Origin of the sequence: Rhizobium sp. BG4 (genome assembly GCF_016864575.1) — a bacterium.
Taxonomy (GTDB): Bacteria; Pseudomonadota; Alphaproteobacteria; order Rhizobiales; family Rhizobiaceae; genus Rhizobium.
On sequence record NZ_CP044125.1, the window covers coordinates 1,818,608 to 1,832,392 of the forward strand.

Genomic DNA, 13,785 nt, shown 5'->3' on the forward strand with positions numbered 1-13,785 from the left:
CATTTTTAGTTTGGCCGATCGTATTTCGACCAGATGCCCTTGGTGCCGAGCTTGGCAATCAGCGCATCATGCGCTTCGGCTTCCGCAGTGTTGAGGCGCGGCGCCAGCGGGCGCGGCCTTTCGAGAACGGCCAGGATTACGTCATCTGCTTCGTCTGCATCATTTGCCGAACCGGCCGATGCGGCGACGCCGAGACCGAGCGCCGTCTGGCGCCCACCGATCATCTCGATATAGACCTCGGCCAGCAGTTCGGAGTCGAGAAGCGCGCCGTGCTTGGTGCGGTGCGAGTTGTCGATGCCGTAGCGGCGGCAGAGCGCGTCGAGCGAGTTCGGCCCCATCGGATGCTTTCGCCGTGCAAGCGACAATGTATCGACGACACGCTCCGGCAGGATCGGCGGCATGCTGAGGCGGGCGAGCTCGGCATTGATGAAGCCCATGTCGAAGGTGGCGTTATGGGCGATCCACTTGGCATCACCGAAAAACTCGATGATCTCCTCGACAACGTCGGCGAAGGGTTTTTTGTCCCTCAGGAACTCGTCGGTAATGCCGTGGACAGCGAGTGCATCCGGGTGAACCTTCTGGTCGCCGGGATTGATATAGATATGGAGCGTCCGGCCGGTCGGGAAATGATTGTTGAGCTCGATGCCGCCGATTTCGATGATGCGGTCCAGACGGTTGTCGAGGCCGGTGGTTTCCGTATCGAAGATGATCTCACGCATTCCGGAAGTCTCCCTTGCCGATCCTGTCTTTGATATCGGCAATGATCTCGTTCACTCTCGCCTTTGCCGCTTCGATGCCGTGGCCGGTATCGATGATGTAATCGGCGCGCGCGCGCTTTTCGGCGTCTGGCATTTGCCGCGAGAGAATCATATTGAATTTTTCGTCTGTCATGCCGGGGCGCGCAAGCACCCTCGCCTTCTGAATCTGTGGATCGCAGCTGACGACGACGGTTAAATCGACGCGCGTGTTGCCACCAGTCTCGAAGAGTAGAGGGATATCGAGGAGCACCATGCTGACGCCGGCCGCCCGATGTTTTTCCAGGAACATCGTTTCCCGCTGGCCCACGAGCGGATGGACGATGGCCTCAAGCGCCTTGAAGCCATCCGGCCGCACTGACAGAAGCCGAGCAAGTTCTGCCCGATCGACCGCGCCGTTCTTGGTGCTTCCCGGAAACTCCGCTTCGACAGCAGGTACGGCTTCGCCTGCATAGAGATCATGCACGACGGCATCCGCATCGTTGACCGGAATGCCGGCTTCAGCAAAGAGCTTTGCCGTCGTCGACTTTCCCATGCCGATGGAACCCGTCAGCCCGATCTTCAGCATCAATGCTTTTCCATGTCAGCGATAATCAGGGCGCGGAGCGCTTCATCGACAACCGGCGTCTTGCCGAACCACTTGGCAAAACCGGGCACAGCCTGATGCAAAAGCATGCCCAGACCATCCACCGTCGCAAAGCCCTGCTCTTCTGCCTGGATCAGCATCGGGGTGCGCAGCGGCACATAGACGATGTCGGTGACGACGGCGCTTGATGCCAGCGGCGAGAAATCCATCTGCGGTGCCGCCTCGCCGTCCATGCCAAGCGACGTCGTATTGATGAAGAGGCCGGCGCCCTTCATGACTTCGCCGAGTGCATCGGTCGGGTGCGCATGGACCGCCGGGCCGAAGCGATCAGCCAGTTCCTGCGCCCGGCTGATGGTGCGGTTGACGACATGGATGTTTTTCAGACCGCGGTCGCGGATCGCCTGGATGACCGCGCGGCTGGCGCCGCCGGCGCCGAAGATCACCGCCGTGTCCGTCTGATCCCAACCGGGATGACGCTCGTCGAGATTGGCTGTGAAGCCGCGGCCATCGGTATTGGTGGCGTGCAGCTTGCCCTCCTCCAGCCAGAGCGTGTTCGAAGCGCCAAGTTCTTCCGACAGCGCATCCGGCCGGTCCGCCAGCTGAAAGGCGAGTTCCTTGTGCGGGATTGTGACATTGCCGCCGATGAAACCGGAGCTGCCATCCTTGATGCCGGCGATGAAGGCGCCGAACTGTTCCGGCGCGACCTCATGGCCGCGGTAGCTACCAGCCAACCCGAGGCTTTTCAGCCAGTGGCCATGGATCAGCGGCGAGCGCGAATGCTTGACCGGAAAGCCCGTGACAAACGCGTTCTGACCGAATGTTTCACGTGAATCATCCATTAATGGCACCCAATTCCCTCAATTTGGCGAGCAGCGGAAGCAGCGGAAGGCCGATGATCGTGAAGTAATCACCGTCGATCTTCTCGAAAAGCTGGATGCCCTCGCCTTCCAGCTGATAGGCGCCGACGCTCGACATGGCCTTGTTTCCGACCCGCTGCAGATGCTGATCGATAAAATCCGCGCCCAACGATCGCATCGTCAGCGACGCATGGGCAACATGATCCCACAGCAACTCGCCATCGCGGCATAAGGCGATCGCGCTGTTCAGCCGATGCGTTTTGCCGCTGAGTTCCGTCAGGTGATTGGCGGCATCCGCCATATCCTTCGGCTTGTGAAACACTTTCTCGCCCAGCGACATGGTCTGATCCGAACCGATGACTAGGGCGCCGGGAAAGCGGCCGCTGACTTCATCCGCCTTGGCGCGGGCGAGAACGAGCGCCACTTCATCCGGCGAAGCAACGTTTTTCTCCAGCGGCGCTTCGATCGCCCGTTCGTCGATCTCGGCGGCATGCGCCTCGAAGGTCAGGCCAGCATTCTGCATCAGCATGCGGCGGAACGGGCTGGATGAAGCGAGGATCAGCATCGGTGTCATCGGGTTCCCTGAGAATTCACAGATCGGATGCGCTTAGCGCAGCTTCGGACGAAGGGCAACGATCGCCGCCGCCGTCTCTTCGATCGAACGGCGCGTGACATCGATGATCGGCCAGTTGTGCTTGGCACAAAGCGAGCGGGCATATTTCAGCTCCTCTGAGATGGCGGCCCTGTCTATATACTCGCCCCGATCGAAACCGGGTGTGGCGCCGAGCACTCTATTCTCGCGAACCTGGGAGATGCGATCGGTCGTGGCGATCAAACAGACGATCAGCGGCTTGGTCGCCGAGAAGACGGCTTCCGGCAATGGCACGCCATAGACGATCGGAATGTTTGCGGTCTTGATGCCACGATTGGCGAGATAGATGCTGGTGGGGGTTTTCGACGTGCGGCTGATGCCGACGATAACGACATCGGCGTCATTATAATCGTCCGGCATCTGCCCGTCGTCATGATCCATGGTGAAGTTCAGCGCTTCGATACGCGCGAAATATCCGGCATTCATCACATGCTGCGCGCCGACACGGCGGCGCGACGGGGCGCCAAGATAGATCTGGAACGCGGCCATCACGGGCTCGAGAACATTGACCGATGCAACACCCATTTCGGCGCAACGCTCGTCGATCAGCGTCGCGAGCTCACGGTCGACAATCGTATAGAGGACGATGCCGGGCTCGTGGTCGATGGCATCGAGAACTGGCAGCAGCTGCTTGCGATTTCGGATGAGCGGATAGACGTGTTCGATCGGTTGGGCTGATTTGAACTGCGCAGAAGCCGCGCGTCCAGCCGAGATGAGAGTCTCTCCTGTTGAGTCAGATATGAGATGCAGATGGAAGAAGTTAGTCCGGTTCTCCACGTTATTTTCCGCCACCTGTTGATAAGACTGGATGACCAAGAGCTAAGGGAGCCGCGGGGTTCGAGGCAAGGGAAAACGTGCCTGCTTATCCACATTCGGAATTTTCCGGACAGCGAAAAGGCCGGCTTGTGGAGGATGTGGATGATGAAGAGAAGCCAGACTCTCGTCCACTGGTTGTCCACACACGGACGATAAAGCGGAAGCATCAAAGCGATTGGATTCGTTTCGAGATTCCGTTTGGTCCACAGGTTATAGCCCAAATGGCTGATTTCTTTCCGCGCCGTCCGAGCAAACGCGACAAATCGCATCGTTCGTGGATGGATTTTAATCCTTGATAGACACCGACTCTAAGAAATAGAAACATTTTAAAATATCTTTGATTTTAGATAGGGAAGAAGCGCTTGAGCGAAACGCGCCGGAAAATTATGAGAGTTCTCGACGGTGAAACTCTCTCCCCTCCTCCGATCTGGCTTATGAGACAGGCGGGACGATATCTGCCGGAATACAGACAAACGCGCCAGAAGGCCGGAAGTTTCCTCGACCTCTGTTATTCTCCTGACCATGCCGTGGAAGTGACGCTGCAACCGATCCGCCGTTATGGCTTCGACGCAGCGATCCTGTTCTCGGATATCCTGGTCATTCCCGACGCGATGAAGCGCAATGTGCGTTTCACAGAAGGCCATGGTCCTGAGATGGATCCCATCGATGAAGCCGGGATTGCCAATCTCAATGACGAGGAGATTGTGTCCTATCTCAAGCCGGTGCTGGAGACGGTTTCGAGGCTGCGGGCTGAGCTACCCTCGGAAACGACGCTGCTCGGCTTCTGTGGCGCTCCCTGGACCGTTGCGACCTATATGATCGCTGGGAAGGGTACGCCGGATCAGGCACCCGCCCGCCTGTTCGCCTACAAGCATCCGAAAGCCTTCGAGCGGCTGTTGATGCTGCTCGCCGATGTTTCGGCCGACTATCTCGTGGCGCAGATCGATGCCGGCGCCGATGCAGTGCAGATTTTCGATTCCTGGGCCGGTGTTCTCGGCGAGAAGGAATTTGCGGCCTATGCCGTGAAGCCCGTCGCGCGCATGATCGCTTCGATCCGGGCACAGCGTCCGCAGGCCAAGATCATCGCTTTCGCCAAGGGTGCCGGCTATCTCCTGAAGGACTACCGACAGAAGACCGGGGCGGACGCGATCGGCCTCGATTGGTCGGTGCCGCTGGAATTTGCGCGTGAGCTGCAGAAGGATGGCGCGGTTCAGGGCAATCTCGATCCGATGCGGGTCGTTGCCGGTGGCCGGGCGCTGGAGGAAGGCATCGACGAAATCCTCGAAAAGCTCGGGGATGGGCCGCTGATCTTCAATCTCGGTCACGGCATCACACCGCAGGCGGATCCTGAGAATGTGCGGCTGCTGGTCGAGCGGGTGCGCGGATCGCGAGGTTGAGCATGGAAAAGCAGACTGGAGCCCGGCCCGGAGCCTATGCACGTCGGCGCGCGCATTTCGCCCTCGCCTTCTTTGCCGTTCTGGCTGTCGGGCTCTTTGCCTGGAACCCGGAGAACCTCTATCTCTGGATCAAGGCGCTGCACATCATTGCGGTTATCTCCTGGATGGCCGGCCTGTTCTACATGCCGCGGCTTTTCATCTATCACACGGATGCAGAGCCGGGTTCCGAGCAGTCGGAAACCTTCAAGGTTATGGAGAGCAGGCTTCTGAAGATCATCATGAACCCGGCGATGATGCTGACCTGGATCTTCGGGCTTTATCTCGCTTGGTCGGTCTATGGCTTCCAGGGCGGCTGGCTGCATGCCAAGATAGGGCTCGTCGTGCTGCTGACGGCTGTTCACATGTTCTTCAGCCGGGCCGTTCGCGACTTTGCGGCGGATCGCAACCGGCGCTCGGCGCGCTACTGGCGGTTCATGAATGAAGCCCCGACGCTGCTGATGATCCTGATCGTCATTCTGGTTGTCGTGAAGCCTTTTTGAGGTCTGGCGGAAGCCGAGGTTAAATTTGCTTCATTTTAAGCAGCCCCCTTGCGGCGCCTTATCTTAGTCGCTATTTTCCGCGCATCTCATCTTCGTGGCATGTGTTTTGAGTTCAGTCGTCTGCGAGCCCTTTCGCAACACCGAATACGACCCGACATAGCCTTCCCCCTTTTGAAATACAGAGTAATGGTCACTTCATGGCTGAAATGAAGCTTCAGGAACTTAAGAGTAAATCCCCGACCGATCTTCTGGCGTTTGCCGAATCGCTCGAGGTCGAAAATGCAAGCACAATGCGCAAACAGGAATTGATGTTTGCGATCCTGAAGGTTCTCGCCAGCCAGGACGTCGAGATCATCGGCGAAGGCGTCGTCGAAGTGCTGCAGGACGGGTTTGGCTTCCTGCGCTCCGCTAACGCAAACTATCTGCCGGGTCCTGACGATATCTATATCTCCCCGTCGCAGATCCGCCGCTTCTCGCTGAAGACAGGTGACACCGTGGAGGGCCCGATCCGCGGACCGAAGGAAGGCGAGCGCTACTTCGCGCTGCTCAAAGTCAACACGATCAATTTCGACGATCCGGAGAAGATCCGTCACAAGGTTCACTTCGACAACCTGACGCCGCTTTATCCGAACGAGCGCTTCCGTATGGAGCTCGATATTCCGACCTCGAAGGATCTGTCTTCGCGCGTCATCGATCTCGTCGCCCCGCTCGGCAAGGGCCAGCGCGGTCTGATCGTTGCTCCGCCGCGTACCGGTAAGACGGTTCTCTTGCAGAACATCGCGCATTCGATCACGGCAAACCATCCGGAATGCTACCTGATCGTTCTCTTGATCGACGAGCGTCCGGAAGAAGTGACGGACATGCAGCGCTCGGTGCGCGGCGAAGTCATCTCGTCCACCTTCGATGAGCCGGCCGTTCGCCACGTTCAGGTCGCTGAAATGGTCATCGAGAAGGCCAAGCGCCTCGTTGAACATGGCCGCGACGTCGTCATTCTGCTCGACTCCATCACCCGCCTCGGCCGCGCGTACAACACGGTTGTTCCGTCTTCCGGTAAGGTTCTGACCGGTGGTGTAGACGCTAACGCCCTGCAGCGCCCGAAGCGCTTCTTCGGTGCCGCCCGTAACATCGAAGAGGGCGGCTCGCTGACGATTATCGCAACGGCGCTGATCGATACCGGCAGCCGTATGGACGAAGTCATTTTCGAAGAGTTCAAGGGTACCGGCAACTCGGAAATCGTCCTCGACCGCAAGGTTGCCGACAAGCGTATCTTCCCGGCGATGGATATCCTCAAGTCCGGTACGCGTAAGGAAGATCTGCTGGTGCCGCGCCAGGATCTCCAGAAGATCTTCGTGCTCCGCCGTATCCTGGCTCCGATGGGCACGACCGATGCAATCGAATTCCTCATCGATAAGTTGAAGCAGACGAAGAACAACCCTGACTTCTTCGACTCGATGAACACCTGATCCGTTAGCCGGATTCATCCATACAGGCCGGTCGCATCTAGCGGCCGGCTTTGTTATTTTGGGAGCCGGAGAGAGCAAGCGATGACGCGACAAACGATCTATGCCCTGTCGAGCGGCGGCCTTCCCTCGGGCGTCGCTGTCGTTCGCATCAGCGGTCCGGCGACGGCGGCAGCACTTCAGCATCTGATCGGCACCCTCCCCTCTCCGAGGCAGGCCAGCCTGCGAACGATTCGAAACCGGAACGGTGACCCGATCGATTCGGGTCTGATCCTATTCTTCCCGAGCCCCGCATCGTTCACCGGTGAAGACTGCGCCGAACTGCAGATTCATGGCGGCCGCGCCGTTGTTCAAAGCCTGCTTCAGTGCCTGAGCGAAATTCCCGGGCTGCGTCTTGCCGTAGAAGGTGAGTTCTCGCGCCGGGCATTTGAGAACGGCAAGCTTGATCTCGTTGAGATCGAAGGCTTGGCCGATCTGATTGCTGCCGAGACCGAGATGCAGCGGCGCCTGGCCGTAGAGCACAGCTCAGGACACCTTTCCAAGCTATACGATTCGTGGGCGGAACGATTGACGCGTTGCCGCGCGCTGATTGAGGCGGAACTGGACTTTGCTGACGAGGACGATGTTCCCGGCTCGGTTTCGGATCAGGTATGGGCAGAGGTCAACCGCCTAAAGTCCGAGATATCTGCGCATCTTGCAAATGCAGATGCCGGCGAGATCATCCGGGATGGTTTTAAGGTCGTCATCGCCGGCGCGCCGAATGCCGGCAAGTCGTCGCTGATGAATGCCCTCGCCCAGCGCGATGTGGCGATTGTTACCGACATAGCCGGCACCACTCGTGATGTGCTCCAGGTCGATCTCGATATCGGTGGCTTTCTGGTGAAGCTTTACGATACGGCTGGACTTCGCGAGACAGAGGAACGCGTCGAGCGTGAGGGTATCCGCCGCGCCGAAAACCTTGTTGCCCAGGCGGACTTGGTGCTGTATTTGCATGACCAATCGTCTGGCCTGAGTGCGGAGCATGCTGTTAGCGGCGATGCGCGTGTCAATATCGGGACAAAGGCGGATCTTGCTGTTGCCTCGGATGCGTTTGATCTGTCGATATCGGTGCAGACGGGCGAAGGTCTGGACGAGCTCAGGCTGCTGATCGGCGATCGGATCGCCCGCACGGTGCGGCCCGAGAGCTTGGCTTTGCCGAGCCGGCTGAGACATAAAGATTCGCTTGCGGAATGTTTGCGAGCCATCGGGATTGCCCTGTCCACGGGCGAGCTTGACCTCAGAGCCGAAGAGCTGCGGGTCGCGGCGAATGCACTTGGCAGGATTACCGGCCGGGTCGATGTAGAGAATCTCCTTGACGTGATCTTCTCCGAGTTCTGCATCGGTAAATGATTCACGTGAAACACTGGATGGCCGCAAGCGCGTGAATTTCACGTGAAACGCGGCGAGTATCGGATGCTCAGAGCATGAAGTACGATGTCATCATCATTGGCGGTGGCCATGCAGGCACGGAAGCGGCAAGTGCTGCTGCCCGTCTCGGCGCCAAGACCGCGCTTGTAACCCATCGCCGGGATACGATCGGCGTGATGTCTTGCAATCCCGCGATCGGCGGGCTTGGGAAGGGACATCTGGTTCGCGAGGTTGATGCGCTCGATGGCCTTATGGGCCGTGTTGCAGACGCCGGCGGCATTCAGTTCCGCATGCTCAATCGCAAGAAGGGCCCGGCGGTCCGCGGCCCACGGACGCAGGCGGACCGCAAACTCTATCGCGAGGCTATGCTGCGCGAGATCGAAGCAATCGAGAACCTCGATATCATTGAAGGCGATGCCTTTGATCTCAGGGTTGAGGATGGCGTTGTTACCGGCGTCATCATGAAAGATAGCCGGATTCTGGAATGCCGCGCTGTTGTCCTGACGGCGGGCACATTTCTTCGCGGCCTTATCCATATCGGCGATAAGAAGATCCCAGCCGGACGCGTCGGTGAGGAACCTTCCGTCGGCTTGTCGGGTACGCTGCTGCGGCTCGGCATCAAGCTTGGCCGCCTGAAGACCGGCACGCCGGCTCGGCTTGATGGCCGCACGATTGACTGGGCGTCCGTCGGCCGGCAGGCCGCCGATGATGAGTTGATCCCCTTCTCGTTCATGACAGATCGCATTACCAATGCGCAGGTCGAATGCGGCGTGACGCGGACCACCTCTGCGACGCACAAGATCATCGCCGATAATCTCAACCGCTCCGCAATGTACTCCGGCCAGATCGAAGGTGTAGGGCCGCGCTATTGCCCGTCGATCGAGGACAAGATCGTCAAGTTCGGCGAGCGCGACGGCCACCAGATCTTCCTTGAACCTGAAGGCTTGGATGATCATACGATCTATCCGAACGGCATTTCTACGTCCCTCCCTGCTGAGGTGCAGGAAGAGTTCATCCGTACAATCCCCGGTCTTGAAGCGGTGTCGATCCTGCAGCCGGGCTATGCGATTGAATACGATCACGTCGATCCGCGCGAGCTCACACCATCGTTGGAGCTCAAGCGTCTATCGGGGCTGTTTCTTGCCGGTCAGATCAATGGCACGACCGGTTATGAGGAAGCGGCGGCACAGGGTCTGGTCGCCGGCCTCAATGCGGCGCGTCTTGCAGGAGGTTCGGATCCTTTCGTCCTCAGCCGGACGAACTCCTATATTGGCGTGATGATCGACGATCTGACATCGCGGGGCGTTGCCGAGCCCTATCGGATGTTCACCTCTCGAGCGGAGTACCGCCTGTCGCTTCGTGCCGACAATGCCGATGTGCGGCTGACGCCGATCGGGTTGGAGATTGGCTGCGTGAGCAGCGCACGCGCGCAGCGGTTCGCGGCTTATGATGAGCAACTCGATGCGGCGCGCGCGATGCTTCAATCTCTGGAGACCACGCCGAACGAAGCGCGACGTGCCGGCCTGATGATCAATCTCGATGGGCAGCGCCGAACGGCGTACGAGCTTCTTTCTTACCCGGACTTCAGCCTGACGGATATCGCGAAGATTTGGCCAGACATTGCCACGCTTGATGCCAGGATCGGTGAGGCGATGGATATCGAGGCATCGTATGCAGTGTATATGAAGCGGCAAGCTGTTGATATTGCTGATATAAAGCGCGATGAAGACCGTCTGATCCCCGCGAATTTCGACTATTCGCAGCTTTCGGGTCTTTCGAATGAGTTGAAACAGAAGCTGCAGCGCGCGGAGCCATACAGCATTGCGCAAGCGGCGAAGATTGACGGTATGACGCCGGCGGCCATATCGCTATTGCTCGTCCATCTGCGGCGCGCTGATATGGCACGCGCCATCTAATACACGCGAAAAGAGTTCTTGAATGAAGCTGAACGGTCAAAGTGTTTCACGTGAAACACAGGCGCGACTCGAGCATTTTCTGCAACTTTTCCAGAAGTGGGCCAAGACCATAAATCTGGTGGCGCCCTCCACACTCTCCGATGCATGGGACCGCCACATCGTCGATAGCGCTCAGATCTACCAGCTGAGCCCCGGCGCGAAGACCTGGGTGGATTTGGGTAGCGGTGGCGGCTTTCCGGGTGTGATTACCGCTATCCTGATGGCTGAACAGGCCAATGGGTGGGTACATCTTGTCGAAAGCAACAACAAGAAGGCCTCGTTTCTGCGGCTTGCACTACGCGAGACCAATGCGCGCGGTTCTGTCCATGCTGTCAGAATCGAGGATGTCTACAAGGAAGTGCCTGACAGTGATGCCATTTCAGGCCGTGCGCTAGCCGATCTGGACAAACTGTTAGAATTCTCAAAGCCGTGGATGGATCGAAATGAAGAATGCCAGGCTTTCTTCCATAAAGGCCGGGATTACCGATCCGAGATTAAGAAAGCGCATGGCCGCTGGCAATTCGATCTGGTAGAACATACGAGTGTCGTCGAGAGAGATTCCGTTATTCTCGAAATCTCCAAACTCCGGCACTTGGTTTAACGATTTTGGATCATCGATGATGGCTGGCGAGCGAAACCGGATTATCACCATAGCAAATCAGAAGGGCGGCGTCGGCAAAACGACGACGGCCATCAATCTGGCGACTGCGCTTGCCGCGATCGGTGAGCGTGTTCTGATCGTCGATCTTGATCCGCAGGGTAACGCCAGCACAGGACTTGGTATCGATCGCAAGGATCGCCGGGTCTCGTCCTACGACCTGCTGGTCGGCGAAGCGGGTGTTCGGGAAACCGCACAGCAGACTGCCGTGCCTAATCTTTTCATCGTGCCGTCGACCATGGATCTGCTCGGGATCGAGATGGAGATCGCGCAACAGTCCGACCGCGTCTTCAAGCTGAAGAAGGCTCTCGCGAGCGAGGAAGCCTTTGAGTTCTCGTACATCATCCTGGACTGCCCGCCGTCGTTCAACCTGCTGACGATGAACGCGATGGCCGCTGCTCACTCGGTTCTTGTGCCGCTGCAGTGCGAATTCTTCGCGCTTGAAGGTCTCAGCCAGTTGCTCGAAACCGTCGATCAGGTTCGCCGGACGGTCAATCCGAGGTTGGATATCCAGGGTATCGTGCTGACAATGTTTGATGCCCGAAACAATCTGGCGCAGCAGGTGGTCAACGACGTCAGGACGCATCTCGGCGAGAAGGTCTACCATACGTTGATTCCGAGGAATGTTCGCGTTTCTGAAGCGCCCTCCTACGGCAAGCCCGCCATTCTCTACGATCTGAAGTGCGCCGGCAGTCAAGCCTATCTGCAGCTGGCGTCGGAAGTGATCCAGCGCGAACGCCAGCGCCTCGCAGCTTGAATTGTAAAGTGAGTTGAGACCATGAACGACGATGTTTCGAAGAGGCGCCTTGGGCGCGGACTTGCTGCGCTGATCGGCGAGATGGATCAGCCGGTTCCAGTCGAGGGCGAGAAGCCCAGCGTGAGCGCCGATCGCCAGGTACCGATCGAGTTCGTGAGCCGCAACCCGCGCAACCCGCGCCGCTTCTTCGATGACACCGAGCTGCATGACCTCGCGAGCTCGATCCGCCAGCATGGCATCGTTCAGCCGATCGTCGTTCGGACGATCGGCGAAAGCCGCTTTGAGATCATCGCTGGTGAAAGGCGCTGGCGTGCCGCTCAGCTTGCCGGCCTGATCGAGATCCCGGTTCTGGTTCGTGATGTCGACGACAAGACGGCGCTGGAGATCGCCATTGTCGAGAACGTCCAGCGTTCCGATCTCAATCCGCTTGAAGAGGCGCTGGGCTACGAGCAGCTGATCGCCGAGTATGGCTATACGCAGAACGATCTCGGCGAAATCATTGGTAAGAGCCGCAGCCATGTTGCGAATTCGCTTCGCCTGTTGAAGCTTCCCGATCAGGTTCGCGATCTCCTCGCTGCTGGCAGCCTTTCGGCAGGCCATGCGCGCGCCCTGGTGTCGACTTCGGATCCGGCGATGCTGGCGAAGACGATTGTCGCCAAGGGCATGTCGGTGCGCGATGCCGAGCGCCTGGCGCAGAACGATATCAAGGCGCAGTCGGAGCCCAAAAGTTCCGGCCCACGACTGGATCAGAAAGATTCGGATACGCTGGCGCTGGAACGCACGCTGTCCGACGCGCTTGGCCTTGACGTGACGATCAATCACAAGGCCAGTGGCGGGCAGATCAAGATCGCCTATAAGTCATTGGAACAATTGGAAGAAATCTGCCGGCTTCTGGAACGCCGCTGATCAGCCCTTGCGGCCGGATTGCAGCGTTGTCGATAGCAGGGTCTGGAGGGCGATGCTGTCTTCCAGGCTCTGACGCTTGCGCGTCTGCAGGATCGCTGCGTGCAGGCGGTTTGTTTCGCGGGCGATTGCTTCCGCTGACCAGATTCTCAATGCCTGCTCGATGATCGGCTTGCGCCTGAAATGCAGGTGGCGGCCGAGGGTCTGCATTACTTGCCCGGCCTGCAGCCGCTTCTCATCCATTTCGGCCCGCATCGTATCCAGAAGCTGGAACTGCTTCAGACATGCCTGGATGACGAGGAAGATTGCCGTTTTCGATGCGGTGATCTTCTGCATGGCATGCAGAAATGTCGTCGTGTTGCCGCTCAGGATCGCGTCAACGGCATCATCGACCGAGATGGCGCTAGCGTCGCCGATGATCTCATCGACGTGGTGCTCTTCTATCGTATCCATTCCGCGGCAATAAAGGGCGAGCTTGCGCACCTCGTTGCGTGAGGCGATACGGTCACCGCCGATCAATTCCACCAGTGTCTGGCGTGCTGCGGGGGTGATGCGCAATCCTTCCGCAGCCAGTTCGTTGTCAATCAGCGCGTTCAGGGCGCGCGCGTCGTCAGCATAGCATGGGATAACCGCGACCGTACGGGCGCCTTCCACCACCTTGCGCAGAAGCGAACCCTTCTTGAGGTCGCCGGCTTCAACGATAACCGATGTTCCCTCTGGGGGCTTGGCAGCGAGCAATTGCAGGGCATCGACCAGATATTTCTCGTTGGCGGCGCCTCTGATCCAGATCAGTTTCTCGCCGCCAAACAGGCCGATCGAACCTGCCTCGTCCATCAGCCGGCCAGGATCTTTCTGGAGGTCGCCGATATCGAGCTTGATCAGCGAAAAGGGATCGTCGAGCGCGACGCCGCTTTTGGCGGCGATCTGTGAGGCGCGCTCGGAAACCAGGCCCCGGTCGGGACCATATATCACAAAGAGGCTGTAGGCGGCGGCGGAGCGCTGAAGGAAGCCTTCGAACTCATGCGACTTGATTTCCGCCACAG

General features: G+C 58.6%; 14 protein-coding genes. 8 read left to right on the forward strand and 6 right to left on the reverse strand.

Features of this window, described 5'->3' with window-relative positions; all coding sequences use genetic code 11:
- Positions 1-5: 5 nt before the first annotated feature.
- The 5 genes from dnaQ to F2982_RS09430 are packed head-to-tail and all read right to left on the reverse strand — an operon-like array spanning position 6 to position 3,627.
- Positions 6-719 (reverse strand): DNA polymerase III subunit epsilon, encoded by a 714-nt coding sequence (gene dnaQ / locus F2982_RS09410; protein WP_203429901.1) that lies wholly within the window; start codon positions 717-719, stop codon positions 6-8.
- The gene (coaE, locus tag F2982_RS09415) at positions 712-1,323 is read right to left on the reverse strand and encodes a dephospho-CoA kinase (RefSeq protein WP_203429902.1); all 612 of its coding nucleotides are present in this window, start codon (positions 1,321-1,323) and stop codon (positions 712-714) included. The genes dnaQ and coaE overlap by 8 nt, the downstream gene beginning before the upstream one ends.
- Positions 1,323-2,180, reverse strand: coding sequence for a shikimate dehydrogenase (locus F2982_RS09420; protein ID WP_203429903.1), 858 nt, complete (start codon positions 2,178-2,180; stop codon positions 1,323-1,325). The genes coaE and F2982_RS09420 overlap by 1 nt, the downstream gene beginning before the upstream one ends.
- Complete coding sequence (locus F2982_RS09425; RefSeq protein WP_203429904.1) at positions 2,173-2,772, reverse strand: Maf-like protein; 600 nt, start codon at positions 2,770-2,772, stop codon at positions 2,173-2,175. The genes F2982_RS09420 and F2982_RS09425 overlap by 8 nt, the downstream gene beginning before the upstream one ends.
- A gap of 33 nt (positions 2,773-2,805) precedes the next feature.
- Positions 2,806-3,627, reverse strand: coding sequence for a pyruvate, water dikinase regulatory protein (locus F2982_RS09430; protein ID WP_112718049.1), 822 nt, complete (start codon positions 3,625-3,627; stop codon positions 2,806-2,808).
- 401 nt (positions 3,628-4,028) lie between these two features.
- Between F2982_RS09430 and hemE the strand changes: the two genes are divergently transcribed.
- The 8 genes from hemE (at position 4,029) to F2982_RS09470 (ending at position 12,745) form a co-directional block, all read left to right on the forward strand.
- Complete coding sequence (gene hemE / locus F2982_RS09435; protein ID WP_203429905.1) at positions 4,029-5,063, forward strand: uroporphyrinogen decarboxylase; 1,035 nt, start codon at positions 4,029-4,031, stop codon at positions 5,061-5,063.
- A gap of 2 nt (positions 5,064-5,065) precedes the next feature.
- A complete protein-coding gene (gene hemJ / locus F2982_RS09440; RefSeq protein WP_112718053.1) occupies positions 5,066-5,602 on the forward strand; it encodes a protoporphyrinogen oxidase HemJ in 537 nt (178 codons plus the stop codon).
- 197 nt (positions 5,603-5,799) lie between these two features.
- On the forward strand, positions 5,800-7,065 hold the full coding sequence (gene rho / locus F2982_RS09445) for a transcription termination factor Rho (RefSeq protein WP_112718055.1): 1,266 nt from the start codon (positions 5,800-5,802) through the stop codon (positions 7,063-7,065).
- Between the two features lie 81 nt (positions 7,066-7,146).
- Positions 7,147-8,451 carry a tRNA uridine-5-carboxymethylaminomethyl(34) synthesis GTPase MnmE gene (gene mnmE, locus F2982_RS09450; protein ID WP_203429906.1) on the forward strand — a complete coding sequence of 435 codons (1,305 nt, stop codon included), beginning with the start codon at positions 7,147-7,149 and terminating at the stop codon, positions 8,449-8,451.
- A gap of 74 nt (positions 8,452-8,525) precedes the next feature.
- Entirely contained in the window at positions 8,526-10,385 is a 1,860-nt protein-coding gene (gene mnmG / locus F2982_RS09455) for a tRNA uridine-5-carboxymethylaminomethyl(34) synthesis enzyme MnmG (RefSeq protein WP_203429907.1), read from the forward strand.
- Positions 10,386-10,407: 22 nt separating this feature from the next.
- The gene (rsmG, locus tag F2982_RS09460; protein ID WP_112718061.1) at positions 10,408-11,025 is read left to right on the forward strand and encodes a 16S rRNA (guanine(527)-N(7))-methyltransferase RsmG; all 618 of its coding nucleotides are present in this window, start codon (positions 10,408-10,410) and stop codon (positions 11,023-11,025) included.
- Between the two features lie 19 nt (positions 11,026-11,044).
- Complete coding sequence (locus F2982_RS09465) at positions 11,045-11,839, forward strand: ParA family protein (protein ID WP_112718473.1); 795 nt, start codon at positions 11,045-11,047, stop codon at positions 11,837-11,839.
- Between the two features lie 21 nt (positions 11,840-11,860).
- On the forward strand, positions 11,861-12,745 hold the full coding sequence (locus F2982_RS09470; RefSeq protein WP_203429908.1) for a ParB/RepB/Spo0J family partition protein: 885 nt from the start codon (positions 11,861-11,863) through the stop codon (positions 12,743-12,745).
- Here the strand turns inward: F2982_RS09470 and holA are convergent, their stop codons facing one another.
- Positions 12,746-13,783: a DNA polymerase III subunit delta gene (holA, locus tag F2982_RS09475; protein WP_203429909.1), complete on the reverse strand. Its 1,038-nt coding sequence runs from the start codon at positions 13,781-13,783 to the stop codon at positions 12,746-12,748. It abuts the gene before it with no gap.
- Positions 13,784-13,785: the final 2 nt, after the last annotated feature.